A 25347-nucleotide genomic window follows, 5' to 3' on the forward strand; every position below is an offset into this window, starting at 1 on the left:
GGAAGCACTTGAGATGTCAAGGTTTAATTACAGATAACTGCTTTTTCATAAAATACCAACTAAAAAGCGGCGAGCTGCCAATTATCAACAAAAGCACATTAATGACAAATGGCGCCTTGCTCCATGAAATCACACTAATGAACAGGAGAACACCACAAACCCTGCCAACATTCAAGGCAAGCTCACGGAGCACAATGTACTCCTCCCTTTGCTTAGCGCTTTCTTCCGTCGAACCAATTAGATCGAATACGGCTGAAACCATAGGCACGGAGTACATCGGAAAGAAAAGCGCAGAACCCAACCCGAAAATAAGCAAAGTGCTATATCCCATTTTCCAGAAAAAAGGAAGAATGATCGCTACAACCATAGTTGAACCGATAAACATGCTAACTTTGCGAAACCGCGGTTTTATAAACCGGCCCGCTGCCCAAAAACTAACTAATGACACCGCAGAGGTAATCAACACAAAGTTCCCTAAGCTCGCTTCACTCGATGTGGATATATAGACGAGGAGTGCAATCATGAAACCGAAGACTCCCTCTCTAACACCTTGAAAGACCAAAGCTAAGCTTACGCGCTTCCATGGTGTTTCCGCTTGCCGCAGGCTTCGAATGGGGAACATCCACTCGTAACTGCCTTGAACTTTTCTCTTTTTCAAGAAAAAGCTAATGATAACACCTAACAGAAAGATGCCCAATGAGATTGAAAAAATCAATCGGTAACCCGCCACGTCCCCCAAGCTTACGATGAGTAAGCCAGAAATCCATGGGGCGATAATGCCCGCGCAAGCACCAAGCAGTCCGACTGAGCCGTTAAATCGATCGCGGTTGTCGGGGTCTGTCACTTCAAAATAAACAACATTAAAAGCAACCCAGAACAACCCCGCTGAAATTCCTTGCACGATCCCCAACCAAACAAAATAATGAAAACTGTTAGCACCCAGCCACAAAACCAGCATATAAAAGACAGCTGAAACCGCGACACCGATCCGCAAACAGTTCATTTTATTATGTTCCTTCACCCATTTCCCTGCTAGCCAGAAAGTGATGGCCATAGTCAGGTGGGTCGCTAACGTAAACCAGCCGATTAAAGCGTAGTCATTTTTTGCCTTCCACAAATAGACCCCTACGAAAGTTCCTGACAGGGCATTTGCGCTGCCAAATAGCGTATGAACAATAAGCAGGAGAATCGCCTGTGAATCTAGTCGGCCTTTTTTTTGCGGTTTATTTTCCTCAGCCGTTGGTGTATCGCGACCCTCAAAATAGTTATTTTTATCTGATTTTAATTTACCTGGATGCGTTCTCTGCATGCTCTGATCGTTATGCATACTTCTCCTCACCTTTCCCCGTGGATAGGAAACAGCTCTAGTTAAGCTTCCCCAATCGAGTGAAATTATGAGGTTTTTCCATATAAAAAACCGAATCCCTGAAGGACTCGGTTCTCGGCTTACTCTGATTTAATGCGTTCAACCATAAGTAAGCGGTCTGTATCAGATAAGATTTTTTCGACTTTGAAGCAAGACGGGCAGACATACACATTCATCGTGAAGGGAGCTGTAAGGAAAGCACTTCCCAGTGTTTTTGGGATTGTAGGCGTGAACGTAGCTTCACTTACAACCTCACTTCCCGCAAGAAGCAGCAGTTCGTGACAGCTCGAACATTCAGGTGCTTCTTCTTGCTCGTCAGTGATATGCTGCACTTTTTCGCCGTACTTATCAAGCGGCTCATCCGAGTCATCCCAAGCCAAAGATAAATCCTCATCGGAATCAGGATATTCCTGTTCTTGGAAACGGAGTGGTTGGCCTGTTAGTTTCACCTTTAAATCAATACTGCGATAATCATTCAACTCATTAAAACAATGTGGACATTCATCCTCAGGTCCAATTTCAGGATCCCAAACGATCTCCGTTTGACACCAAGGACAAACAATTTCTTCATTCGCGCTCATGTCATAATCCTCCACCTATTGCACTCAAGCAAATTTCATTAAATAATAAATCCCCGCCGCCATAAAAACAAATGCAATGGCAAACAAGGTGCCCCACAGGTATTTCATGTTCAAGCCTCCAAGACTATGTATGATTCTAAGTTACGCATGCACCCACTACATAAGAAAGAGAGACAGATAGCGTCAAGGACAAGAAACCTACAGCACGATTATCTTTTTTGATTTCTTCATCAATTTTAAAATAAGGCGTTAAGAACTCAAAAATAAAGTAGGCTGCCAGCAATAACAAAAATCCATAGCCTGCCCAAATGAGAGAATGCATCATCGTGTCATTGTTCAAAATAGCAAACCGGAACAAGTTACAAATCCCAAAAATCTTGCCGCCTGTTGCCATTGCGACAGAAAGGTTACCTTTCTTGATTTCTGCCCAGTCATCATATTTTGTGACCATTTCGAAAATCGTTAAAAATACGACCAGCGCGATGACCGCAACTGCAAAAAAAGCAAGCGTCGATAAATACGGATTACTCAGCAACACATCCACCTCTTCGTTCATATCGTCTCCTGCCTTCCTTCAATGTAGAGAGTTTAAACTTCGTTTAAAAATCCCTATATACGGTAGAAGAGACTGAGTTAGGCTCAGTCTCTCGCAGGTACTATTAGTATATCATTAAGATTGTTTTTTTTCAGCAAGCTTTGCTTTCAGAGCTGCCAATTCATCATCAATGCCGCTTTTACTAGTGCCAAGTCCATCAAGCTCGTCGTCTAAGCTGCGGTTTTTAGCGCGAATCTCACCGCTTGCCTGCGCTTCAGCTTCCATCTGAAGTACTTTCTCGCTCATGCGGTCAAAACCTTTAGCAGCGTTGTCCGTACCAAAACCTGACATCGCTTGATTGATTTGCTTTTGCGCTTTCGCTGTCTCAGCACGTGCAATCAGCAAATCTTTCTTGTTTTTCATTTTGTTGAACTCGTCTTTCATCTCCGATAACTGGCTGCGAAGTTGATCCGCATTCGTTTTGGCAAGATCATATTGACGTTTCAACTCATCAAATCGAACTTGATGTTCTTTCTTATCTTCCAACGCGCGGCGGGCCAAATCTTCATTACCCGCTTCAAGAGCTTTCATCGCTTGCTCCGTACGTTTTGTAACCATTTCTTCCGCTTCTTCGAACTGAAGCTTGAATTTTTTCTCGATTGCAATTTGCTTAGCTACAGCGGATTCTGCTTCCAAAATATCTTCTTCCATGTCGCGCAAAAACTGATTTAACATTTTAACCGGGTCTTCTGCTTTGTCCAGCAAATCATTGATCGAAGCCATAGTCATATCGCGAAGTCTTTTAAAAATACCCATTTTTGAATTCCTCCTAAGGTTTATCCATATTCTTATTTTTATAATTGGTGTTGCGTTTTCTTTTCTAATCACCGGTGCTTACACACATTAAATACGCAATCCCAAAGAATGAGTTTCAAAAAGTTGAAAATATTTTTAAAAGTTATTTCAGTTCGACAACCGTAACGCCGGCTCCGCCTTCATTGTAGTTCCCCATCCGGTAACTTTTCACGTGTTTGTGACGCCGCAAATATTCCTGCATCCCTGTGCGCAGCACGCCTGTTCCTTTGCCGTGAATTAAATACACTTGGCCCAGATTACTCAGAAACGATTCATCAAGGAATCGGTCAGCCTCAATCAACGCTTCCTCCATGTTCAGACCGCGCATATCCAGTTCCATTCGGATGCTGTCATCCCGTGTCCGTTTAACCGTTGTCGCCACCTGATGAACAGTCTTTTTCTGAGCAGGACTGCCGATTTTCTCGAGATTGGACAACTCGACCTTCATTTTCATAATCCCTAGCTGCACGGTAGCTTCCGTGGAGCTAACGATCTCAACAACGTGACCCTTTTGACCGAGGCTCACAACACGGACTTCATCACCGGCCTCAATTCTCTCAGGCCGTTTCTTCGCCGCGCGAACCTGCTTCTCGCGCAGTTCAGGTGCCGCCTGATCCAGGCGGCGCTTCGCTTCAACCAGCCGGTGGTCCTTGACCCCTCCGGCTTCTTCTTGCGCCATGCGCCGCAGGTCAGCGATGACTTCGTCCGCCTCGCGGCGCGCTTTGGCGACAGCCTCACGCGCGTCGCGCTCGGCTTTCTCGAGCAGCTTATCGCGCTGCTCGTCGAACTTGAGCTGCTGCGCCTCTAGTGCTTGTCGCATCTCTTCCGCCTCGCGCCGCAGCCTCTCCGCGATTTCACGCTCCGATTCGGCGATCAATCGGTTTTCTTCGAGCGATGCGATCATCGATTCTACGCGTTTTTCTTCTTCGCCAACCTGAGTACGCGCATGCTCAATAATACGCCGTGACAGACCAAGCCTTTCCGCAATCGCAAAAGCGTTGCTTCGCCCTGGAACGCCCACAAGCAAGCGATAGGTTGGACTTAGCGTTTGTATATCAAACTCCATACTCGCGTTAATCGTGCCACGTGTTTGGTATGCATATGCTTTAAGCTCTGAGTAATGGGTTGTAGCAATGATTCGGCAGCCGATTTGATGAATATAGTCTAGTATCGAAATCGCCAAAGCAGATCCTTCGGCAGGATCCGTACCAGCCCCAAGTTCATCAAGCAGCACTAAACTCTTTGGCGTCATATCCCGTAATATGCTGATGATATTCTTCATATGACTTGAAAAAGTACTTAAATTTTGCTCAATGCTCTGTTCATCCCCAATATCCGCGTAAATAGCATCGAAAACACATAATTGACTGCCTTCCTCCGCAGGAACAAACAAGCCTGACATCGCCATCAAACTTAACAGACCTACCGTTTTGAGAGAAACAGTTTTCCCTCCTGTATTCGGTCCAGTCACTATGATCTGCGAGAAATCATTGCCTATCTCCAAATCAAGCGGTACAACAATATCCGCCGCGATTAGCGGGTGCCGCCCCCGTTTAATTTTAATAAATCCACGGTCATTCAACCTCGGCATAGTTGCCTTCAGTTCCCTGGCCAGCCCTGCTTTGGCAAACGTAAAATCCAACTCAGCCAACTGATCCACATCAAACACAAGTACATCTGCCTGTTCAGCTACGAGCTCGGTTAAAGCACGCAAAATTTTCTCAATTTCCGCTTCTTCCTTAAACTTAAGCTCACGAATCTTATTATTCAGTTGAACAATTGCATCCGGTTCAATGTACAATGTCGCTCCCGAAGCTGATTGGTCGTGAATCATCCCGCCAAAGTTAGAACGATATTCGGCTTTTACTGGAATTACATATCGATCATTACGAATGGTGATTAGCACATCTTGCAGCATCTTCTGCACGGATGAATTGCGAAGCATTTGTTCCAGCCGCTCACGCACCCTGCTCTCGCCTGTGCGCAGTTCACTGCGTACACGACCAAGTTCAGGGCTTGCACTATCGACTACAACTGCATTCTCATCAATACAGCTATTAATTTTATCTTCCAAAGGCTTATTCTCTGTAAGCAGTTCAACCTGCTCCTTGAGCATCGGAATCGTATACTCTTCGTGAACAGCCAAAATAAATCGTTTTAATCTGCGGGTTCCAAACATCGTCGTGGAAATATCCAGCAATTCCGTCGGGTTCAACATTCCACCAATTCTGGCACGATGTAAAGAGCCTCTTATATCCCTGATCCCGCCGAATGGAGCATTTCCCTTTAAGCGTTCCACATTAACTGCTTCATCTGTCGCTTGCAAACGTAGCTTTACAAGTTCAAAATCACCGTTTGGTTCAAGTTTCTGGGCTGCATCCTTGCCCAGCGAAGTAGCTGCATGATGAGCAAGTTTATGTAAAATCTTCTCATATTCTAATGTTTTAATTATTTTTTTGTTCAACTGTCCCAACCTCATTTCTCTATCCTTTATTATAAACCAAATTGAGCATGATTAGCTACGGAGACAATTGTTATATGGGAGATGCTACCTGCCATAATCTTATCGACTGTTGGATACACTAAGTTGTGCACCTATTCCTTCTGCCAAAGGAATCGAAATAACAACACACCAAGCATTAAATTCAACAAAAAATCATCTTTTCTAGTCATGAGAGAGTTTTTCTCATAACAGAAAAAAGGAGGTTCTCGAATGCATCTTCTGGGACATCTGGTTAGGTTTATTGTATCTGCTTTGGTATTAATGTTTGTCAGCTGGCTAGTGCCTGGGTTTCAGGTCGGTGGATTCTGGAGTGCGTTTTTCCTTGCATTGGTCATTGCCGTTGCTGCTTGGATCATCGAAGGAATTTTTGGCAAACAGATCACTCCCTTTGGCAGAGGAATCGTTGGCTTTCTGGTAAGCGCACTAGTCATCTGGGCGGCCCAGTTTGTCGTAAGTAATGTATCGACGAGTGTTATAGGTGCGATTTTAGCCGCTTTAGTCATTGGAATAATCGACTTGTTCATTCCTGTGAAAACCCCTTTTGAACAAGGGATCACAGGAAGAGAAGATCGTCGATAACCTTATCAGTCTTTAACCTGATATCCATGATAAAGCCAAAAAAGATCGGTCTGCTGCGTATCCAATCGCCGGGCCGATCTTTTCTTTGTGTTCAAACCGTTTCGAACTCTTTCACTAGTTTGTCACTGTTTTTTCTAAATGGGTAATGTACAATTATTAAGAGGAAAACAAATACAATTTATATATCGGAGGGTAACATGAAAAAACTACTCGTTCTTTTAATGGGAGTTGCCATAGTCATTGCAATAACCGCATGCGGAAGTAAAGAAACAAAGCCTGTGGAAACAAATACTCCTGCCGCAACAACACAGGCTGCCGGTGGTCAAAACGTTGTTTTGAAAGCAACTAACTTCAAATTTGATCAGGCTGAATATCGCGTTAAAAAAGGCGAGCCTGTTACAATTACACTCGATAACTCACAAGGCATTCACGGCGCATCGATCAAAGAGTTCAATATGAAACTAGATAACAGCAATAAAACGTTTACTTTTACACCAGAAAAAACGGGCTCATTCCCAATTACCTGCTCCATCATGTGCGGAAGTGGCCATGCAAATATGAAAACAACATTGATTGTTGAATAACGAAAGCTATTCATTGCCTTATCGCGATAACCCGCGGTAAGGCATTTTTAATAATTAGAACAATTGGTGATACCTTAAATATACGGGATACAAATAGACGGATAAGAAAGCATTCATCCACTTCCTAAACAAAATTTCCTCATCGTACTTGATATTCTTGGAATTTACGAAAATGAATTTACAAAAATTCGTAATTTTTTTGCTTGTACTTCCTTGACTCTTACTTAGACGCTTGAACTGCTTATTTAAAGCTTGTTGGATTTTCTCCAACATTAACTTAGCAGTCCGATAATTTACATTTAACAGGCTCGCAAACGATCCAATAGTGTGCGTCTCTTTTTCTTGAATTAACGCTCTTATAGCTTTAAACCATAACATTAAGGGGAGCTTGGACTTATGCATAACAGTTCCAGCCGTTAAAGATATTTGAGTGCGGCATTCTTTACACTCCAATAAATTTCGGGTTTTTACTTTATAAAATAAATGATGGTCGCATTTCGGACAGCAAAAGCCATCCCCCCAACGTTTCTTCATCAAAAATTGCTCACAATCTTCCTCGGTTTTGAAGGTAACGTCCAAAGATTCAAAAGTAAATAGATTCACGGATTCCACCTCCAAATATTAAAACGAACATTTGTTCCTATTTATTATTATACAGAACATTTGTTTCCATGTAAAGGAAATTCTGTATTTTGGAGTTAGATATACCTTAGTGAGCTATTTTCTGTGTTATCTACAAAAATGGTAAAGGAGTCACGTACAGGCACGCGGGTTTGAGACGTTGGCTGTGCTCAGGGTCGAGGGTGAGTGTGCTGTCGGGGACATGATTGGGTCGGGGTGCGGGATTCGCAGGCAGTGGCGGGGCGGCTCACATTCGGGGTTCAAGGTCAGAAGCGCGGTCCGGTCGGGTTCGGAATTCGCAGGCAGCCGGCTTCGGGATTCGCGGGCGGGGGCGGGGCGGCTCACATTCGGGGTTCCCGGTCAGGAACGAGGTCCGTTCGAGGTCGGTATTCGTGAGCTGGAGGGCGGGGCGGCCCAAGTTCGGGCGGGGTTCCCGGTCAGGAACGAGGTCCGTTCGAGATCGGTATTCGTGAGCTGGAGGGCGGGGCGGCTCACGTTCGGGGTTCCCGGTCAGGAACGAGGTCCGTTCGGGGTCGGTATTCTTGGGCCGGAGGGCGGGGCGGCCCAAGTTCGGGGTTCAAGGTCAGACGCGCGGGCCGTTCGGGTTCCGAATTCGTAGGCCGGAGGGCGGGGCGGCGGGACTCTAGTTCGGGGTTCCCGGTCAGGAGCGCGGTTCGTTCGGGTTCGGAATTCGCGGGCGGCTCGGCTTCGGGATTCGTAGGTGGGGTTAGGTCGAGGGTAGTGTAATAACAGCGTGGTCGGGTATTTGTAGATACTTCAGAAAATAGGTTTTCGATATATAGAGGGGCTCAGGTTGGGTGGCTCGGCTTAGGGGCTCGGCTTCGGGACTCGGCTCGGGGGCATAATAAAAGCCACCTCTTTCTAGAGAACTAGAAATTGGCGGCCTTTATAGGGGGATTCCTTGTTTCCAAAGCTCTTGCAGTTTACCTGCAATATTGGGCAGTTCATTAATTAGGTATGGAGCTAATGTTGAACTTGAGAGTAGTTTTTGAAGTCCATCTGATGGAATGATGGTGATGACGTTTACTGCAATGATAATGATTAAAAGTGCTTCAGCTAATCCTAGTAATGCTCCACTCCAGCGGTTGATGAAGTTCAATCCTGGCGTTTTAGCTAAAATATTCAATGCTCTTCCTATGAATACCAATGCGAATTTTACACCAAAAAACAAGATCGCAAAAGCTAAAGCATTCAAGATGTAGGTGTCTAGATTGAGCCCTTTTACGATAAATTCGTACTTCTGATAATTCTGATAAGTGGGCAAGGAGACTGCGTTACGAAGCAGCGGCGCAAAATCCTTGTAGAAGTAAAAGGCGACTAAGTAAGCCAGTACAAAGCCTGAAATAGAAACAATTTGAGCTATAAAACCTCTAAAATAACCAAGCAGTAATCCCAAAGCGACTATAGCCAATAAGACATAATCCAATTTGTTCATTATCACTCGGATTACCTGATAGGGCTGTCTGTTTCAACTAGCTCGATCCATTCATTGTACTCATTTTGCAGTTTAGCGTATTCCTCGCGCAATTCTCTATACTCTTCTTTTATCTGTTGAAGTTCCTTTTGCTGAGCTTCATCATTCAAATTCTGACTCATTAATTCTTCTTTTTCTCTGGCGAATTGATCGAAAAGGCGCTCTTTTTCTTCTTCAAAATGTTGGTTCAACAACGTTTTTTCCTGCTGCTGCTGCTGAACTAAAGTTTGCATTTGAGTGTGGAAATGCTGAATAATAGATAATTTTTGCTCTTCATACTGCTGAACAATGTTTCTTTGTTGTTCCTGGAATCGTCCGACAAGGTCCTCTTTTTCTAGCGCTATGCGTTGAACACTAGCTCGAAGCTCCTCTTTATGCAAGCTTTCCGCAGACTCGATTTCCTCTTGATGCAGTTTGTGGACGGATTCTTTTTCCTGTAAATAACGCTGTACAAGCGCTTCTTTTTCTTGATGAAACTGTTCATTTAGCTTTTCTATAGCTTGTTCGTGGCGCTGAGATTCCATCATCGCTTCTTCATGATGCTGTTTATTCAGAGCTTGAACTTGCTGTACCAATTGTTGCTTTTCCTGCTCGAGTTTCTGTCTAGTTTGAATGTGCTGCTGTTTCTGTTCTTCGAATAGCTGACCTTCTTGCTGCTGCAGCTGTTTAATTTTTTCTTGCTGTTGTTTTTGTTGTTCAATCAGCTGCTTTTGTTGCTCAATCTGTTGTTTGTATTGTTCATTCTGCTGTTTGTATTGTTCATTCTGCTGTTTGTGTTGTTCAAGTTGTTGTTTAGCTTGTTGCAATTGCAGCTTTAGCTGTTCTTGTTGTTGTTTTTCTTGTTCGGATTGTTGTTTAATCTGTTGATGCTGCTGTTTTTCTTGGTTAAGCAGTTGCTGCACTTGCGTTGCCTGTATTTTCTCTTGTTCAAGCTGTTGTTTGATTTGCTCTTGAAGAAGAATAACTTCCTCATTCTGCTGACTAGCTTGTTGTAATTGCTGATCCAATTGTTCTTGTACTTGCTCGTATTGTTCTAATTGTTGTTGTAATTGTTGTTCCAATTCTAGATGCTGCTGATTTGCTTGCTGTAGTTGCTGTCTCAGCTGTTCTTGTTGTTGTTTCTCTTGTTCGATTTGTTCTTTGGCCTGTTGATATTGCTGCTTTTCTTGATCAAGCAATTGTTGTATTTGTGCAGTTTGCTTTTTCTCCTGATCAAGCTGTTGTTTGATTTGCTCATGTGCCTGTTTAGCTTGGTCTTGTTGCTGTCTAGCTTGTTCTTGCTGCTGTTTGGCTTGTTGTAATTGCTGCCTCAGCTGTTCTTGTTGTTGTTTCCCTTGTTCAATTTGCTGTTTGGCTTGTTGATTTTGCTTCTTTTCTTGATCAAGAAGTTGCTGTACTTGTGCAGCTTGCTTTTTCTCCTGATCAAGCTGTTGTTTGGTCTGCTCATGTACTTGTTTAGCTTGATCTTGCTGCTGTCTAGCTTGGTCTTGTTGTTGCTTAGCCTGCTCCTGCTGCTGTTTAGCCTGCTGCAATTGCTGTCTCAACTGTTCTTGTTGTTGTTTCCCTTGTTCGATTTGCTGTTTTGCCTGTTGATGATGCTGCTTTTCTTGATCCAGCAGCTGCCTCGTTTGTGCTACTTGCTGTTTCTCCTGATCAAGCTGTTGTTTGATTTGCTCTTGAAGTTGTTTAGATTGGTCTTGCTGCTGTTTAGCTTGTTGAAATTGCTGTTTGGCCTGCTCGTTCTCTTGTTTACTTTTTTGTACTTCCCGCTGAAGCTGTTCCTGCTGTTCTTTGGTTTGGTCTAGTTTTGTTTTTTGTTCAGTTATGACTGTTTGTTGTTTATCAAACTCATGCTTCAATTGGTTGTATGTAACGTTCACTTTCTCATAGGCGGCTTTGATCGCTTCTTGCTCTTTCTGCGCTGCGCTCAACTCTTCCATAACTTCGTTCATACGGAAGCACTCATCGGCCATGTTCACGGCAGCAAGTACAGCAATTCTCTGCGAATCTAGCCGCGGATACCCCTTGGCGATGCGGAACATTTGGTCATTCACGTATTCAGCGACACGCTTCATATAGTTGGTACTGGTGTCTGCTTTTAATTTGTATTGATTTCCATATATGTCAACGGTAATTTTCGTTTTGTCTTCAGCAGTCATATTATTTCCCCCTTAGATGAAAAGGCTGGCCTTATCGAGGTTAATTTCGATAAGACCAGCCTGTTTTCCTGCAACTTACGTGAAAGTTGCTCTATTTTCTTAACTCTGCCTCGTATTGCTGTTCAAGGGTTTGAACCACTTTGGCATGGAGCTCCGTTACCTCTTCATCTAGAAGCGTTCTTTCAGCGTGACGGTACACAAGAGCTATAGCTACGCTCTTGCGATTAGCCCCAAGACGCTCTCCTGTATAGATATCAAAAACTTGGATGGATTCCAACAAATCCCCGGCAACTTCAGTGATCGTTTGCTCCATGAGACCGACCGGTACGCTTGCGTTGACAACAACGGCAAGATCACGTCCAATTGACGGATAACGTGGCAGCAGCTTATAGACAATCGCATCGCCTGCGGCTTCAAGGATAGGCTCTAACTCAACTTCCAGCACATACGTATCATCCAAATCACGCTGCTGTTGGACAGTTGGATGCAGCTGCCCTATACGTCCAATAACCTTCTGACCTTCAGAAGAAGCTAACTGAAGCTCAGCTGTGCGCCCCGGATGGAAACCATCTGGCGACGCAGAAGTGTAGGTAAGTCCTTTGACACCTAAGTAGCTAATAAGGCGGTCAAAGATTCCTTTGATGTCATAAAAGTCAACATGCTCAGACTTCTGAGCCCAGTGCGCCCCATGTCGTTTGCCTGTCAATGCGATGGAAAGGAGAAGCTTCTCTTGAGGCAAAGCTGTAAGTGCAGACTCATCTGTGATAAACGCCTTGCCCATTTCGAAAATAGCTACGTCATCCATTGTACGGTTGCGGTTGTAGCTCACAACTTCCAGCAAATGCGGCAGCAAGCTGGTACGCAGTTGGCTGCGGTCCTCGCTCATCGGCATAGCGAGAGAGATCGGCTTCGCTGCTGGATACAAACCTGGCAGCGAAACGGTTTGATCCGGGTGCGTGAAGGAGTAGGTGATGACCTCATGCAGCCCGCTTTGGGTCAAAAGATTCCGAGTTATGCGACGAATCGCCTGCTCTTTGGACAAGGACCCGGGCGTTGTCACACCGGTCATCAAGGTTGTCGGGATGTTGTCGTAGCCGAAGAGGCGTGCCACTTCTTCAATCAAATCGACATCCCGTGTGATGTCTCCGCGGCGGCTCGGCACATGCACGAGCAGCTTGCCTTCTCCCGCTTGCTCGAAGGTGAAATGCAGGCGTTCGATGATTTGGCCCATCTCGGCCAGAGAAAGTTCTGTGCCGAGGTAGTTGTTCACGCGGTCTGCAGCAAGCTCGATGCTGACCGACTTGTGTGAACCGGCAACGGCTTCTACGATGCCGTCTGCGACTTTACCGCCAGCGTACTGCGCAATTAACGCAGCAGCACGGTTCAATGCCGGAAGCACCGCTTCCGGGTTTACTTCTTTCTCGAAGCGAAGACTCGCTTCGGAACGAAGACCTAGCTGGCGCGATGTACGGCGCACTGAGGAACCTGCGAACTTAGCGGATTCCAGTAAAATGCGCGTAGTACCATCGGTCACCTCAGAATTCGCGCCACCCATTACTCCAGCAATCGCTACAGGCTTCGTACCGTCCGTTATAAGCAGCATGTGCGGTTCAAGGGTACGTTCTACATCATCAAGGGTAACGAGCTTCTCGCCGGCCTGAGCGAGGCGTACGTCAATGTGACCGTTATTCAATTGCTCTGCATCGAAAGCATGCAAAGGCTGACCGTATTCCAACATCACGAAATTCGTGATGTCTACAATGTTGTTGATGGGGCGGATACCTGCCGCCATTAAGCGATTTTGCATCCACAGCGGAGAAGTACCCACACGCACACCTTCGATGAGTCGGGCTGCATAGTGCGAGCACTGCTCGGTCGCTGTGATCTTCACGCTAATGCGGTCTGCAGCTTTCACACCGGCTGTTCCAGCCGCTTTAAGCGCTGCTTCCGCATCAGGAAGCTTGACACTGCGGCCAAGGATAGCAGCGATCTCATAAGCTGCTCCGAGCATGCTCAAACAGTCAGAACGGTTAGGTGTCAGGTCGAGCTCCAGCACTTTATCATTGATGGCCAGAACATCAAGAATCGAACTACCGATTTCCGTTTCTTCCGGAAGCACCAAGATACCTTCTTGGATTTCTTTAGGCAGCAGCTTATCATTCAATCCAAGCTCTTTGGCTGAACAAATCATCCCTTGCGATTCAACGCCGCGCAGCTTGGCGCGTTTAATTTGCAGTCCGCCCGGCAGTACAGCTCCGATCATCGCGACAGGCACCTTTTGACCCGCATCGATATTTTTGGCACCACACACGATTTGCAAGTCTTCGCCTTGACCGGCATCAATGACACACACGCTTAATTTATCCGCATCCGGATGCTTTTCACGGGATTTGACAAAACCCACAACAACGTTCGTTACACCTTTATTTCGATCCTCCACGATATCCACTTCAATACCGCTTCGGGTTAATTTTTCTGCTAATTCTTCAGCAGTGAAGCCTGATACATCTACATATTCGGATAACCATTGGTATGAAACATTCATGCTTAACCCCTCCTTTTCCTGTTGCTTACAAATGTAAGAATTGCTTTAAGAAACGCAAATCATTGGTATAGAAATGACGGATATCTTCGATTCCGTATTTCAACATGGCGATACGCTCGACGCCCATACCGAATGCGAAACCTGTATATTCCTTCGGATCATAGCCACCCATCTCAAGTACGCGCGGATGCACCATACCAGCTCCGAGAATTTCTAACCAGCCTGTTTGCTTGCAGGTACGGCAGCCAACGCCTCCACACATGGCACAGCTGACATCGACTTCAACGCTCGGCTCTGTGAACGGGAAGAAGCTTGGACGCAAGCGGATTCTTGTTTCTTTGCCGTACATTTCTTGCACGAATTGCAGCAAGGTGCCTTTCAAATCGCTCATCCGTACATTGCGGTCAATAACCAGACCTTCGATTTGCGTAAACATATGAGAATGTGTCGCATCATCGTCGTCGCGGCGGTATACTTTGCCCGGACAAATGATTTTGATCGGAACTTCTCCTTTACGCTTCTCCATTGTTCTAACTTGAACCGGAGAAGTTTGGGTACGCATCAAAATTTCTTCCGTGATATAGAACGAGTCCTGCATGTCTCGGGCCGGGTGATCTTTGGGCAGATTCAGCGCCTCGAAGTTGTAATAGTCCTGTTCAACCTCAGGACCTTCCGCAACGGTGTATCCCATCCCGATGAAAATATCTTCAATCTCTTGAATAACTTTGCTTAAAGGATGCACGGCGCCTTGCTCAGACGGACGTCCCGGCAGTGTAACGTCGATCATTTCAGCACGAAGCCGGTTTTCCGTTTCTTGTTGTTGGTACGCTGCTTGCTTCTCTTCGATAACCGATTCAATTGCGGCGCGAACATCGTTCGCCACTTGCCCGATAATCGGTCTTTCTTCCGCACTTAACGCTCCCATGCCGCGAAGCACCTCGGTTAACGGCCCCTTTTTCCCCAAATACTTAATACGTAAATCGTTTAGCTCCTGCTGACTTTGTACGTCGCTTAGCTCTTGCAGCGCTTCCTGCTTTAAAGCTTCTAACCGCTCTTTCATTGCAATCCCTCCTGAATTAGGCCCCTCAATCAACCAAAATGAAAACACAAAAAAGACTTCCCGCTCCCTCGCAAGGGACGAAAAGCCGTGGTACCACCCTAATTAGATTCAATTCCTGCCTAATCGGCAAAGAAATGAAACTCACTTCATTCCAGATAACGGACGATGCGTCCGGTTCCCTCTACTTAAGAAGAAGCCAAATTGGACCACTTCTGTTCAAAGGACTGCTCGGGAGCGAACTTCTGCAGCCTGATTCTTGGGGCCAGCTCTCAATCATCGGCTTACCCTCCCTGTCAAGAAGCACTGCGTACTCTTCTCCGTCAAAGCATTTTCACGTATATGTACCAGTTATTATATGCAAGATATGACCTATATGCAAGTACGCACGCCACAGATCACGTATTTTTCCAGTTGACTTGGTAAGCAGATGAGCGTATATTTTGTTAAACAGTTTAAATATTAATATTCATAAACATTTTATTATTTAATATTTATATCATTTAATCAACCAAAAGGAGAATTGTCGATGGAAGATGAATTGATGGCCTACACCAATCGTTTCCGCACAACTTTTGAGACGGCCCATCGAAAAATCAGCAACATTGTACTCGCAGAATTGAAATCGGAGTTAACAGGACCGCAAATATTTATGCTCTTCATGATCGCCAAAATTGGAACTCCCAAACAGACTGTTCTCGCTGAAAAGATGGGCGTTAAACCCAGTGCGATTACAGTAATGATTGATCGTCTTGTCCAAAGTGGGCATGTTATACGTAAGCACCATGAAACAGATCGACGCATCGTATTGGTGGAAAATACGGAACGCGGAAATGCTGTTCTTTCCAAAGCGGAAAGTGTTCAAAAAGAAGTAATGGCACGCGGACTTTCCAAGCTTCCGCCGGATGAGTTGGACGTCCTTGTCAATGCTTTTGAAAAGCTGACAACCTATTATTAATTCATTTAATTTCTTAAAGGAGTGATTTACAAGTGGAAACTATTCAAAAAACAGCCTCTGATGAGAACCTCACCGAATCAGCGGCACCAGAACTTAAAAATCGCGGACTCCTGCTGACAGGACTTATCATTGCAATGCTATTTGGTGCTCTCGATGGTACGATTGTCGGAACTGCCATGCCGCGTATCGTGGGTGAGTTAGGTGGACTTGGACTCATGGCTTGGTTAACGACAGCTTACATGCTGACTTCAACCGTAGTTGTGCCAATTGCCGGTAAACTGGCTGACTTGATCGGGCGCCGCGTAATTTATGTAACGGGTCTTATTATATTTATCGTAGCTTCTGCGCTCTGCGGAATGTCCCAGAACATTACAGAGCTAATCTTGTTCCGAGGTTTGCAAGGTCTTGGCGGCGGCATCATGATGCCGATGGCGATGATTATTATCGGGGATTTGTTCACCGGTAAGCAGCGCGCCAAATGGCAGGGTGTCTTCGGTGCGATTTTCGGCCTATCCTCTGTGGTTGGACCTCAAATCGGCGGTTGGATCGTTGACGCATTAGACTGGCGCTGGGTATTCTACATCAACCTTCCGGTGGGTATCATTGCTGTTGTCTTAATTGCCATTGCTCTTCCTAAACACAAAGCTATCGGTAAAGTGAAATTCGACATTCCGGGTATTGCCACTATGGTAATTGGTGTGGTTTCCTTATTGTTGGCCTTGACTTTCGGCGGTAAAGATTACGCTTGGTTGTCTTGGCAAATCATTAGTCTTTTTGCAATAGCCATCATATCGTTGGTGTCCTTCGTTGTCATTGAAAGCAAAGCGGAAGAACCAATTCTTCCCGTTCGATTGTTCAAAAATAGAACTTTTACAACTATTAACGGTGTAGGCTTCCTTATGGCTGTAGGGATGTTCGGTGCGATTATGTTCGTTCCTCTCTTTATGCAAGGCATTGTGGGGATCAGCGCTTCCGCATCCGGTACTGTGATGACGCCTCTCATGATTACGATGATTGCAGCCAGTGTAGTTTCCGGTCAATTTATTCATAAAATCGGTGTGCGCAAACAAATGCTTACCGGAATGATCATCATGGCTGTCGGCTTCTATTTCCTCAGCACGATGGGCATAGACACAACGAAACTGACTGCTTCTGCCTATATGCTGCTTTTAGGACTCGGTATGGGGCTTGTTATGCCGATTCTGACACTTGCTTTGCAAGAAAGCTTTCCGAAATCTGAGCTTGGCGTGGTCACCTCTTCCAGCCAATTTTTCCGTCAAATCGGCGGTACATTCGGTATGACGATTCTCGGCGCGATTATGAACCACAAGTCAACTGTGCTCTTGGAGCAGGACCTGACGCCAGTCGTGAAACAGCTACCCGCGGAAGCGAGCGAGTTGTCTACACAGATGACAAACATGATTCATACCAACCCTCAGGGCTTGTATTCTTCATTGCTCAGTCCTGAAGCATTGGCCCAAATGCCAAAAGAATTCGTACAGCACATGCTTCCTATTTTGAAAAATGCATTGGTCTCATCTCTTCATCAAGTCTTCATTTTCGGTCTCGTATTCGTATTGCTCGGAGCCATTCTTACGCTATTTATCGGCAACATTAAAGTATCTGGCCGTAAATCCAAAAAAACAGGCACAGAGGATGAAAAAGACCTTTCCCCTGGGCTCGCTTAACCTATAATCCCAGCTCCCGCCTTTCCTACAAGGTTGGGAGCTTTTCTTATGCAAATGTTGGATTTATTTTTTTTGACATCAATCGGTCAATAGCGTTTAATGAGGTTGGATACTATAAGAGGAGAGTGATCGCCATGAAATATCGCAGACTTGGGAAAACAGACTTAAAAGTTTCCATTGTTGGTGTTGGAACTTGGCAATTCGGAGGAGAATGGGGACTTACGTACACACAGGCAGAAGCAGATGCTATTTTGGATCAAGCCGCTGATCTTGGCATTAATCTAATCGATACCGCAGAATGCTATGGCGACCATCTTTCCGAATCATTTATCGGCAATTATTTATCCAGACGCAATCGCGAGAATTGGGTTGTAGCCACTAAATTCGGCCATCACTTCCACGATCTGTTCACCCGTACGGATGAATTCAATGCTGACAGTGTCATCAAACAGTTGGATGCTTCGCTCAAAGCTTTGCAAACGGACTACATAGATTTATACCAATTCCATTCCGGACCTGATGCCGTGTTCGACAACGATGACTTATGGACAACATTAGATAAACAAGTCCAGGCAGGGAAAATCAGACATCTGGGAACGTCCATCGGCAGCAATGCCAACATTCATCAAACTGATGCTTCCACCAAAGTCAACTCCAAGGCGATTCAAGTCGTTTACAATCGTTTGGATCGAGCGCCTGAAGAGCTTGTCTTCCCTTCCTGTGTGAATCAGGATCTTGGCGTACTGGCACGCGTGCCTTTGGCGAGCGGCTATCTGAGCGGCAAGTACAAGCCTGGAGCGGTGTTTAGCAATACGGATGTCCGTCATCGCCATGACGCGGATAGCGTGAGACAGAAGCTGGAAGACGTGCAGCGCATTCAGAAGGAAGAAGTACCCGAAGGAATGGATATGGCGAAATGGGCGCTTGCATGGTGCTTAAAGCATGATGCCGTAACTACCGTCATTCCAGGCTGCAAAAATCCCGAGCAAGTCATCGCAAACGCAAGCGCAACGGAGCTTATCAGCGACAACCATCCGCAAGCCTGGAAAGCCTGAGCAACAAGGAAGGAATGACTTCTAGATGAATCAGAGCGAGCATACAACAACTTGGAAGCAGCTTAACGATCATTTGGCTGAGTGGGTTCTGGCAAGCAAAGCCCATACCGCAGATGGCCATGTTGCTTCCTACATTCCTGAACTTGCGAATGCTTCCGCTGATGTTTTGGGTATCTGCATCATGGATATGGATGGGAACACGGTTGCAGCCGGCGACACCGGCTATCACTTTACACTGCAAAGTATTTCGAAAGTGTTCACGCTCATTCTGGCTTTAATGGATAATGGCGAAGAAATCGTGTTTTCGAAGGTAGGCATGGAGCCTACAGGAGACGACTTTAACTCCATGTTGAAACTGGAGCTTGTAGAGCCTGGGATTCCGTTCAATCCGCTTATTAATGCCGGAGCCATCGCGATCTCATCTTTGATTGCGGGGAATACACCTGCGGAGCAGATTGAACGAATTCTAGCGTTTTTCCGGAATATCGCGGACAACCCGGCGCTTGATATCAATAAGGATGTATTCAAATCAGAATCGGATACCGCTCACCGCAATCGTTCACTTGCTTACTTTTTGAAAGACAACGGGGTACTTGACCAAGAGGTTGATGATGTCCTTCGGGTCTATTTTAGCCATTGCTCCATTCAGGTCAATTGTACGGATTTAGCCAGAATGGCCTTAGTTCTCGCCCATAACGGCGTCGATCCAATCCGCAACCAGCGCCTTATTCCGCGGCGCTTCGTGCAAATCGCGAAGACGTTCATGTTTACCTGCGGGATGTATAATGCGTCAGGCGAATTCGCAATGAACGTAGGCTTGCCAGCCAAGAGCGGCGTGTCAGGCAGCATTTTGACGATGGTGCCCAGACGCTATGGCATCGGCCTTGTCAGCCCTGCACTGAACCGCAAAGGCAACAGCACCGCAGGTGTTCACCTGCTTGGCAAGCTGTCGCAAGAATTTGATTGGAGCTTATTTTAACAACAAACAGCGGTATTCGTATGGAAACGAATACCGCTGTTTGATATATAAATCACAGGCTATTGGATAGCTTGTTTAATCCGCTGCAAGGCTTCGATCAATTCATCGATCTCATTTTCATTAAGGCGAATCGTCACATAGTTAGGCGATATTCCCCCATCGTTGACCTCCAGCAAGGCCATCTCATCCTTGTTATCCAATTTAACAGTCAATTGTTCTCTTTCGAGCATATTAATCCAAGCCATGACGGGCACCTACCTTCGGGCAATGTTTTAATAAACGATGAACTCTTTGCTGTATACCGTTTCATTATCCTCCGTATCCATCACACGCATTTCCAGCTGCCAGTTCCCTCTGAAAGGAAGATACGCTCCCTCTGCTTTATAGCTGAACTTGGCAAAGCCGTAAGACTCCTCTTCTTCCTTATCCTCATATGCCGCGATAGGCACATCAATAGGAGCAATGTCTTTATCGTCCAAATAATGCAAAATCATAAGCACTTGCTTCGGTTTCCCTGAATTTTCCGGAAGGAATACTTTCGCCGTGAAGGAATTATTCCCTTGAATTTTCGGTGTGATGTCCGCTGACACATGGACTTTCTCTCCCATCTGGTGCCACTGCAGCGGCTCATTGGCCGGAATTGGCGCCACATAGGTGATAATGCCGACCAGCAGCACTATGATCACCATCAGAGTCAGATCCACCCTCACTAACAGGAAGGATTGGGCTGCCTTCTTTTTGCGCATCATGAGTCGAATGACAAAAGCCGTAAGCACAACAAGGATAACGGCACCGATTTTAACAAGAAGCAGAATTCCCCATGCAGAGTATAGCAAATAGTGCAAATTCGGTAAAAATAGCAAAACGGATAAGGAACCTGATAGTGTGAGCACCAAAATGGAAATCAAAGCCATATTCGAAAATTTTCGCATATAGGTGTTAATCTCGTCATCCTTCTGGCGCCACTTCGCATAGAGCAGCACCAAGCCGCCCACCCACATGGCTGCGCCCACCAAATGAATCCAATCAAGCCCGATCGTCGCCCATACAGGTGAAAAGGAAGCGGCGTGGCCGCTAAAACTTTTGGCTGCGAGTAAACCTAATGGCCATAACCAATCTAACCAAGCCAGTCTGCCGATAAGGACAAACCCAAGGAAAGATAAGCCCAGTAGGATCAGCCAGGAAATACCGATATTCGTCGCACTAAATAGCTTCGCTATTTCTTCCACACCGCCGCCGCCAAGCAGATCCTCGATATGAGTAAAAATAAGCAGCAATAGTGCAACTAGTTGAGCACGCTGCAGATTCAGCGTCCATGAAGATAATACTTTTCTTGTTTCTTTCCCGCCATCCGTACCAAGTACTCTTAACCAAATCACCCATCCTGTCAATGTGAGCAGCATGAGATACCATAGACCGCGCGACGCATACTGCAGCAGGACCTTCGTCGTAAGCGGGCCTGATCCATGATCGTGATTGGCATGAGCAGAAGGTAGATCGAGTGCATCTTCTTGCGGCGGATTACCGATCGTCAGAGGATAGCTTCCGCCAATCGGGTGGCCGTCAGCCGAAATGACATGATAGCTAATCAAATAAACGCCCTCAGTCAGTTTCGGAAGATCTAGAAGCACACTTGTCTGTTCTTTGTTCAAATAAGCTTTGTTGCTCGTCATTTCGTCGCCGTCACGATTAAAAACTTTGATATAAAAGAGTCCTGAATCTAAAGATTCATTAAAAGTAATCGCGACTTGTGGCGGTGAGCTTTCCAGCTTCGCCCCCGCCTCTGGAATTGCCTGTACGAGTGATGCATGTGCCGAAGCGGATTGCGGGGCGACGAATGCGCTTAAGAGCATCATTGTTAATATACACACAAAAAATGCAGGCAAGAACCAAAAGCGTTGATAACCATTTTGTTTCTGTTTATTCATTGATAAGTTCCTCTAATCCGCAATCGGTCTACGCCCGGCAAAACCATCTTCTTTGCCGTGGTAGTAACGGATTCTGTCCTCTCCTTGTTTCCAACAGAGCAGTACCTCCTGGTCTCCGATTCGTGACGGGAAATCCACAAGACCTGTTTCTATATCCTTAAGCTCTACGCCGGTTTGCTGAAAATGCTGAATCAACCCGCGCGCTTCGATTTGCATAAATTCAAGCTCTGCTTCCTGCATAAAAAACGGATCCTTTTCCGAGCTGAGCTTCTCGGCCAATTCATTTTTCTTCCTGCGAAGCTCGGTGTATTTCTCCTCAAAAGCGCGCTTCATAGCTTGCATTTTCTTTAACTCCTGATCAACAAACGGAAGCATTTCATTGGCTTCCTCTAAGCTAAACCATTTTTTATCAGACATCTCGCACCTCCATGCCTAATTTTAACAAAAAAAGAGATCAACTTCGAATTCTACGCATGAGTATGCGGTTGCTCGTGAGTATGTCCATGTTCATCAACATGCGTGACTGACAACTCGGCATAACCGACACCTTTCAGCACCTGAATCCGCTGCTGCAGCTCTCTAAGCTTTTGTACCTTGCCCCTTACGACTAATATTTCCAAGCATTGTTGATGATTCAAATGAATGTGCATCGTTGAAATGATGGCATGGTGATACTCATGCTGGAGCTCCATCAACGTAATGGGCAAATCGCTGATATGATGGTCATACACCATCACAATGGTTCCCGCTACCGTTTCATCCGGCTGCATGCTGCTAGAGGTTAACAGCGCTTTGCGTGTGAGATCCCGGATCGCCTCAGAACGATTATCATAGCCCTGCAAGGCAATTAACCGGTCATACTGCTCAATTAACGATTGCGGCATAGAGATGCCGAAGCGTACTAGCGCTTCTTTCTCCGACATAGGACCACGTTCCTTTCTATCCAACCTTGTCCTTTACCTTTACCTTTACTCTACCAGAAAGTGACGGTGTCGCAAAATCTTTGCTCTAATTTAGGTTGAGACGGGCACTACAGCAAAAGGGAGCGGACATAAGCCCAACTCCCCTCCTGTTATATAAAGTTCATTAGTTTTTTCACGCGAACTTCCAGCTCAACGAGCGAAAAAGGCTTTGTCATATAGTCATGGGCGCCCATCTGATAGCCTTTGAGCAAATCGTCTTCCTTTTTCTTGCCGGAAAGCATAAGCACCTTCATGTCCGAATTCACTAAACGGGGATCCTTCTTAATCTGATCCAATAAGGAAAACCCGTCCAATTTCGGCATCATCCCATCGAGAATACACGCATCGTAGTTCTTGTCCTGCAGCAAACCGAGCGCCTCTTCGCCATCGGAGGCATGCGTAATGACAATCGGCAAATGCTCCAAATGAGAAGTGAGTATCGCCCTTAGAATGGGATCATCGTCAACGATAAGCAAATTCTTCTTCTCAGGAAGCGGCAGCGCTCTCCGCTTGCTTTGCTGAACCTCATGATCTGAAGATGACCCTAGAACTCGGTTCCTGCCTTGCTGCTTGGCTTGATACATTGCTTCATCCGCTTTAGAAACCCAATCGGCCACAGTCATCCCTTCCTGCCACTGGGCAATGCCTGCTGAGAAAGTGATGGAGAAGGTTTTCCCCTCATACTGAGCAACCGGGTTAGAACGAACTTTATTCAAGATGTTCTGCATGGTGGAGTGCGCCTGTTCCAACGAGGTATTCGGAAGAGCAATCACGAACTCTTCGCCGCCGAAACGGGCCAGCAAATCGGTCGATCGCAGATTGACTTGCAGCAAATGAGCCAAACCTTGCAGCACCAAATCTCCCACATGGTGTCCGTACGTATCATTAATTTTTTTGAAAAAATCAATATCTATGAAAACGAGCGAAATCGGCGCAGGATAGCGCTCAATCCGCTGCAGCTCTATACCAATTTGGAGGTCAAAATATCGCCGGTTGAATACACCGGTAAGCGGATCGCGGAAAGCAAGCTGCTCGAAATTTTTCGTCCTTTTGAGCACCCCATAGATCCTGGCGGCTAATTCTTCATACTGAAAAGGTTTCGTGACATAATCGTCAGCTCCCAGATGGAAGCAGCGAACTTTATCGTTCAAATCATTTCGTCCTGACAAAACGATGAGAGGCAGCCACTTCAACGTAGGATCTTCTTTCAGGTATTCAAACAGTTCATACCCCGATTGCGGATGCATCATAAGATCCAGCGTCACGAGATCATACGTATGGGTACGCAGAAGTTTTATGGCGGACTCCACATTAGCGGCCTCATCAACTATGCAATCATCAAGCTGCAGGCGTCGGGTCAAATAAGAGCGGAGCACTTCATCATCATCGACCAGCAGCAGACGGCTTTTCAGCGTTCTCAGCATGGAACCTCCGCTTTGATCCTTCTGTTCATCCATCTGGATTTCCGTTATGCCGATATCATATTCCATACTCATTTCGAGAAGAAGCTTTACACTTCGTTCTACACTTTCTTGAACCGGATTTGTAGTAGTAAACGACGCATCCTGCTCTTGATCGATAGCCTGCGTCCATTCCCACATGCGCACCAGATCTTCCGCCAACCTGCCGATCCGTTCATAATGAAAAATTGGCGCACTGCCTTTAAGTGTATGGATTATGCGATAAAACCGATTCAAGTCATCCACGGCCGGCATAGCGCGAATTGCATCCAACAAAGCTTCAAGCTCTTTCAGCTGCTTTTCGAACTCCCGGATGAACAGTTTTCTGCCTTGCCTAAGAATTCTTGCATCTTTATCCGATTCTGATCTGGAGCTCTTCCATGGCTCTAGATTCGTATTATTCATGACGGACAATCACCCTTTTTGCATATAAAATGAATATCTCTATAGGTTTCGAATCAACCTTCTAATAACTGTCCGACCGTATCTAGAAGTTGAAGCGGGCTGAATGGTTTAACAATATAGGTGGTGACGCCAGCGGCTTTGGCCTTCTCTTTATCTTTATCAAGGGCTTTGGCCGTTAAAAGAATGACGGGCAGCTCCCGATTCCCATTATCGCTTTGGCGAAGCCACTCACAAACCTCAACACCCGTGCGTTCAGGCATCATATAATCAAGGATAACCAAATCAAATGATTCCTTCTGAAGCTGTTCGATGGCTTGCTGGCCGTCTTCCACCTCTGTGATTTCATATCCTTCATCGGACAATGTTTCCGTCAGCAGAAAGCGGAGTGCGAATTCATCGTCAGCCAGCAGTATTTTATAAACAGACATAACGGTTCTCCTCTAATAAAATAAATTACTTTAATTATAACATCATGCCCTTAGGCGGGATAGAAATTTGTCGAAAAAAGTCAAAGTAAATCACTTGTTTCGCTCAGCATTATATTCTTTCCATGATGAACCGTTAATTACTTTGAGCCCTTCCACAGTGGGGTAGATATACACCCATCCTTCACGCAGGCCGCTCACATCGCGGATCCAGACACGGTCATATTCATTCGATCCGCCAGGGCCGTGATATCCTTCCAGGACGTCCATCGCTTGCAAGCCTTCTTCGTTTACTTCCAGCCACTCTCCAACCACGTGCCAGTCTCGATTCTCTTCGGTTAACAAGAGCGCAGGATAAGGCCCTACATCAAACAAACGTCCAAAAATCGCCCCAGGTTGCACCGACTGCACATAAGGAGCAGCTACCGAGTGGTTACTCTCTCCAACAAGCAATGTGCCATAGACGAATACAGATATCATAGTAACTCCCCCTGTCGAATTATGTAATCTCTTGATCCCTTTTATTTCGCTAACCCCTTCTTTGATCCCTTTTTGATTTGACCAACATTTTACAATTCACCGCAAAGAAAAAAGCAACATCGCAATG

Annotated in this window: 23 protein-coding genes and 1 other annotated feature; of the genes, 6 read left to right on the forward strand and 17 right to left on the reverse strand. The window is 45.7% G+C overall.

The features are described from left to right. Nucleotides 1-16: 16 nt before the first annotated feature. The 5 genes from J2Z65_RS07960 to J2Z65_RS07980 all read right to left on the reverse strand — a co-directional run bounded on the left by J2Z65_RS07960 (nt 17) and on the right by J2Z65_RS07980 (nt 5801). Nucleotides 17-1327 (reverse strand): MFS transporter, encoded by a 1311-nt coding sequence (locus J2Z65_RS07960; protein WP_167061998.1) that lies wholly within the window; start codon nt 1325-1327, stop codon nt 17-19. A gap of 119 nt (nt 1328-1446) precedes the next feature. Further along, on the reverse strand, nt 1447-1947 hold the full coding sequence (locus J2Z65_RS07965; protein WP_167062001.1) for a hypothetical protein: 501 nt from the start codon (nt 1945-1947) through the stop codon (nt 1447-1449). A 136-nt stretch (nt 1948-2083) separates the two neighbouring features. After that, nucleotides 2084-2503, reverse strand: coding sequence for a DUF350 domain-containing protein (locus tag J2Z65_RS07970; RefSeq protein WP_167062004.1), 420 nt, complete (start codon nt 2501-2503; stop codon nt 2084-2086). Nucleotides 2504-2617: 114 nt separating this feature from the next. Then, entirely contained in the window at nt 2618-3298 is a 681-nt protein-coding gene (locus tag J2Z65_RS07975) for a PspA/IM30 family protein (RefSeq protein ID WP_167062007.1), read from the reverse strand. Between the two features lie 142 nt (nt 3299-3440). Continuing rightward, nucleotides 3441-5801, reverse strand: coding sequence for an endonuclease MutS2 (locus tag J2Z65_RS07980; protein ID WP_240159831.1), 2361 nt, complete (start codon nt 5799-5801; stop codon nt 3441-3443). 249 nt (nt 5802-6050) lie between these two features. Between J2Z65_RS07980 and J2Z65_RS07985 the strand changes: the two genes are divergently transcribed. Both J2Z65_RS07985 and J2Z65_RS07990 read left to right on the forward strand, forming a co-directional pair. Further along, a complete protein-coding gene (locus J2Z65_RS07985) occupies nt 6051-6419 on the forward strand; it encodes a phage holin family protein (RefSeq protein ID WP_167062013.1) in 369 nt (122 codons plus the stop codon). 197 nt (nt 6420-6616) lie between these two features. Next, entirely contained in the window at nt 6617-7003 is a 387-nt protein-coding gene (locus tag J2Z65_RS07990; protein WP_167062016.1) for a cupredoxin domain-containing protein, read from the forward strand. Between the two features lie 54 nt (nt 7004-7057). On the opposite strand, the gene J2Z65_RS07995 is transcribed toward J2Z65_RS07990, so the two are convergent. The 5 genes from J2Z65_RS07995 to pheS all read right to left on the reverse strand — a co-directional run bounded on the left by J2Z65_RS07995 (nt 7058) and on the right by pheS (nt 14883). After that, entirely contained in the window at nt 7058-7606 is a 549-nt protein-coding gene (locus J2Z65_RS07995; RefSeq protein ID WP_167062019.1) for a transposase, read from the reverse strand. Nucleotides 7607-8531: 925 nt separating this feature from the next. Further along, nucleotides 8532-9080 (reverse strand): CvpA family protein, encoded by a 549-nt coding sequence (locus tag J2Z65_RS08000; RefSeq protein ID WP_167062022.1) that lies wholly within the window; start codon nt 9078-9080, stop codon nt 8532-8534. Nucleotides 9081-9091: 11 nt separating this feature from the next. After that, nucleotides 9092-11278, reverse strand: coding sequence for a cell division protein ZapA (locus J2Z65_RS08005; protein ID WP_167062025.1), 2187 nt, complete (start codon nt 11276-11278; stop codon nt 9092-9094). A gap of 91 nt (nt 11279-11369) precedes the next feature. Next, nucleotides 11370-13823, reverse strand: coding sequence for a phenylalanine--tRNA ligase subunit beta (gene pheT, locus J2Z65_RS08010; RefSeq protein ID WP_167062029.1), 2454 nt, complete (start codon nt 13821-13823; stop codon nt 11370-11372). Nucleotides 13824-13848: 25 nt separating this feature from the next. Next, nucleotides 13849-14883: a phenylalanine--tRNA ligase subunit alpha gene (gene pheS, locus J2Z65_RS08015; RefSeq protein ID WP_167062032.1), complete on the reverse strand. Its 1035-nt coding sequence runs from the start codon at nt 14881-14883 to the stop codon at nt 13849-13851. 70 nt (nt 14884-14953) lie between these two features. Beyond that, nucleotides 14954-15216 (reverse strand) — a binding site (T-box leader). Nucleotides 15217-15409: 193 nt separating this feature from the next. Here pheS and J2Z65_RS08020 point away from each other — a divergent pair. The 4 genes from J2Z65_RS08020 (at nt 15410) to glsA (ending at nt 19560) form a co-directional block, all read left to right on the forward strand. Continuing rightward, complete coding sequence (locus tag J2Z65_RS08020) at nt 15410-15838, forward strand: MarR family winged helix-turn-helix transcriptional regulator (protein ID WP_167062034.1); 429 nt, start codon at nt 15410-15412, stop codon at nt 15836-15838. A gap of 41 nt (nt 15839-15879) precedes the next feature. Further along, a complete protein-coding gene (locus J2Z65_RS08025; RefSeq protein WP_338111741.1) occupies nt 15880-17526 on the forward strand; it encodes an MDR family MFS transporter in 1647 nt (548 codons plus the stop codon). 134 nt (nt 17527-17660) lie between these two features. Next, entirely contained in the window at nt 17661-18581 is a 921-nt protein-coding gene (locus tag J2Z65_RS08030) for an aldo/keto reductase (protein WP_167062037.1), read from the forward strand. A 25-nt stretch (nt 18582-18606) separates the two neighbouring features. Continuing rightward, nucleotides 18607-19560, forward strand: a complete 954-nt coding sequence (gene glsA / locus J2Z65_RS08035) for a glutaminase A (protein WP_167062040.1) — start codon at nt 18607-18609, stop codon at nt 19558-19560. A 59-nt stretch (nt 19561-19619) separates the two neighbouring features. Here the strand turns inward: glsA and J2Z65_RS08040 are convergent, their stop codons facing one another. The 7 genes from J2Z65_RS08040 to J2Z65_RS08070 all read right to left on the reverse strand — a co-directional run bounded on the left by J2Z65_RS08040 (nt 19620) and on the right by J2Z65_RS08070 (nt 25220). Beyond that, on the reverse strand, nt 19620-19805 hold the full coding sequence (locus tag J2Z65_RS08040) for a hypothetical protein (RefSeq protein ID WP_167062043.1): 186 nt from the start codon (nt 19803-19805) through the stop codon (nt 19620-19622). A gap of 27 nt (nt 19806-19832) precedes the next feature. Beyond that, entirely contained in the window at nt 19833-21488 is a 1656-nt protein-coding gene (locus J2Z65_RS08045) for a copper resistance CopC/CopD family protein (protein WP_167062046.1), read from the reverse strand. A 12-nt stretch (nt 21489-21500) separates the two neighbouring features. Continuing rightward, the gene (locus tag J2Z65_RS08050; protein WP_167062049.1) at nt 21501-21905 is read right to left on the reverse strand and encodes a DUF2203 domain-containing protein; all 405 of its coding nucleotides are present in this window, start codon (nt 21903-21905) and stop codon (nt 21501-21503) included. Nucleotides 21906-21955: 50 nt separating this feature from the next. Then, the gene (gene nikR, locus J2Z65_RS08055; protein WP_167062052.1) at nt 21956-22411 is read right to left on the reverse strand and encodes a nickel-responsive transcriptional regulator NikR; all 456 of its coding nucleotides are present in this window, start codon (nt 22409-22411) and stop codon (nt 21956-21958) included. A gap of 149 nt (nt 22412-22560) precedes the next feature. Then, on the reverse strand, nt 22561-24315 hold the full coding sequence (locus J2Z65_RS08060) for a response regulator (protein ID WP_167062055.1): 1755 nt from the start codon (nt 24313-24315) through the stop codon (nt 22561-22563). Between the two features lie 53 nt (nt 24316-24368). Beyond that, nucleotides 24369-24743 carry a response regulator gene (locus J2Z65_RS08065; RefSeq protein WP_167062059.1) on the reverse strand — a complete coding sequence of 125 codons (375 nt, stop codon included), beginning with the start codon at nt 24741-24743 and terminating at the stop codon, nt 24369-24371. Between the two features lie 90 nt (nt 24744-24833). Beyond that, nucleotides 24834-25220: a gamma-glutamylcyclotransferase family protein gene (locus J2Z65_RS08070; RefSeq protein WP_167062063.1), complete on the reverse strand. Its 387-nt coding sequence runs from the start codon at nt 25218-25220 to the stop codon at nt 24834-24836. Nucleotides 25221-25347 lie beyond the last annotated feature (127 nt).

Origin of the sequence: Paenibacillus aceris, assembly GCF_017874035.1 — a bacterium.
Classification (GTDB): Bacteria; Bacillota; Bacilli; order Paenibacillales; family NBRC-103111; genus Paenibacillus_E; species Paenibacillus_E aceris.

Excerpts from the sequence above, each read along its gene's own strand:
- J2Z65_RS07960 (WP_167061998.1), bottom strand. The coding sequence starts at position 1,327 with ATGCATAACGATCAGAGCATGCAGAGAACGCATCCAGGTAAATTAAAA.
- J2Z65_RS07965 (WP_167062001.1), bottom strand. The coding sequence starts at position 1,947 with ATGAGCGCGAATGAAGAAATTGTTTGTCCTTGGTGTCAAACGGAGATC.
- J2Z65_RS07970 (WP_167062004.1), bottom strand. The coding sequence starts at position 2,503 with ATGAACGAAGAGGTGGATGTGTTGCTGAGTAATCCGTATTTATCGACG.
- J2Z65_RS07975 (WP_167062007.1), bottom strand. The coding sequence starts at position 3,298 with ATGGGTATTTTTAAAAGACTTCGCGATATGACTATGGCTTCGATCAAT.
- J2Z65_RS07985 (WP_167062013.1), top strand. The coding sequence starts at position 6,051 with ATGCATCTTCTGGGACATCTGGTTAGGTTTATTGTATCTGCTTTGGTA.
- J2Z65_RS07990 (WP_167062016.1), top strand. The coding sequence starts at position 6,617 with ATGAAAAAACTACTCGTTCTTTTAATGGGAGTTGCCATAGTCATTGCA.
- J2Z65_RS08000 (WP_167062022.1), bottom strand. The coding sequence starts at position 9,080 with ATGAACAAATTGGATTATGTCTTATTGGCTATAGTCGCTTTGGGATTA.
- J2Z65_RS08005 (WP_167062025.1), bottom strand. The coding sequence starts at position 11,278 with ATGACTGCTGAAGACAAAACGAAAATTACCGTTGACATATATGGAAAT.
- pheT (WP_167062029.1), bottom strand. The coding sequence starts at position 13,823 with ATGAATGTTTCATACCAATGGTTATCCGAATATGTAGATGTATCAGGC.
- pheS (WP_167062032.1), bottom strand. The coding sequence starts at position 14,883 with ATGAAAGAGCGGTTAGAAGCTTTAAAGCAGGAAGCGCTGCAAGAGCTA.
- J2Z65_RS08020 (WP_167062034.1), top strand. The coding sequence starts at position 15,410 with ATGGAAGATGAATTGATGGCCTACACCAATCGTTTCCGCACAACTTTT.
- J2Z65_RS08030 (WP_167062037.1), top strand. The coding sequence starts at position 17,661 with ATGAAATATCGCAGACTTGGGAAAACAGACTTAAAAGTTTCCATTGTT.
- glsA (WP_167062040.1), top strand. The coding sequence starts at position 18,607 with ATGAATCAGAGCGAGCATACAACAACTTGGAAGCAGCTTAACGATCAT.
- J2Z65_RS08040 (WP_167062043.1), bottom strand. The coding sequence starts at position 19,805 with ATGGCTTGGATTAATATGCTCGAAAGAGAACAATTGACTGTTAAATTG.
- J2Z65_RS08045 (WP_167062046.1), bottom strand. The coding sequence starts at position 21,488 with ATGAATAAACAGAAACAAAATGGTTATCAACGCTTTTGGTTCTTGCCT.
- J2Z65_RS08050 (WP_167062049.1), bottom strand. The coding sequence starts at position 21,905 with ATGTCTGATAAAAAATGGTTTAGCTTAGAGGAAGCCAATGAAATGCTT.
- nikR (WP_167062052.1), bottom strand. The coding sequence starts at position 22,411 with ATGTCGGAGAAAGAAGCGCTAGTACGCTTCGGCATCTCTATGCCGCAA.
- J2Z65_RS08060 (WP_167062055.1), bottom strand. The coding sequence starts at position 24,315 with ATGAATAATACGAATCTAGAGCCATGGAAGAGCTCCAGATCAGAATCG.
- J2Z65_RS08065 (WP_167062059.1), bottom strand. The coding sequence starts at position 24,743 with ATGTCTGTTTATAAAATACTGCTGGCTGACGATGAATTCGCACTCCGC.
- J2Z65_RS08070 (WP_167062063.1), bottom strand. The coding sequence starts at position 25,220 with ATGATATCTGTATTCGTCTATGGCACATTGCTTGTTGGAGAGAGTAAC.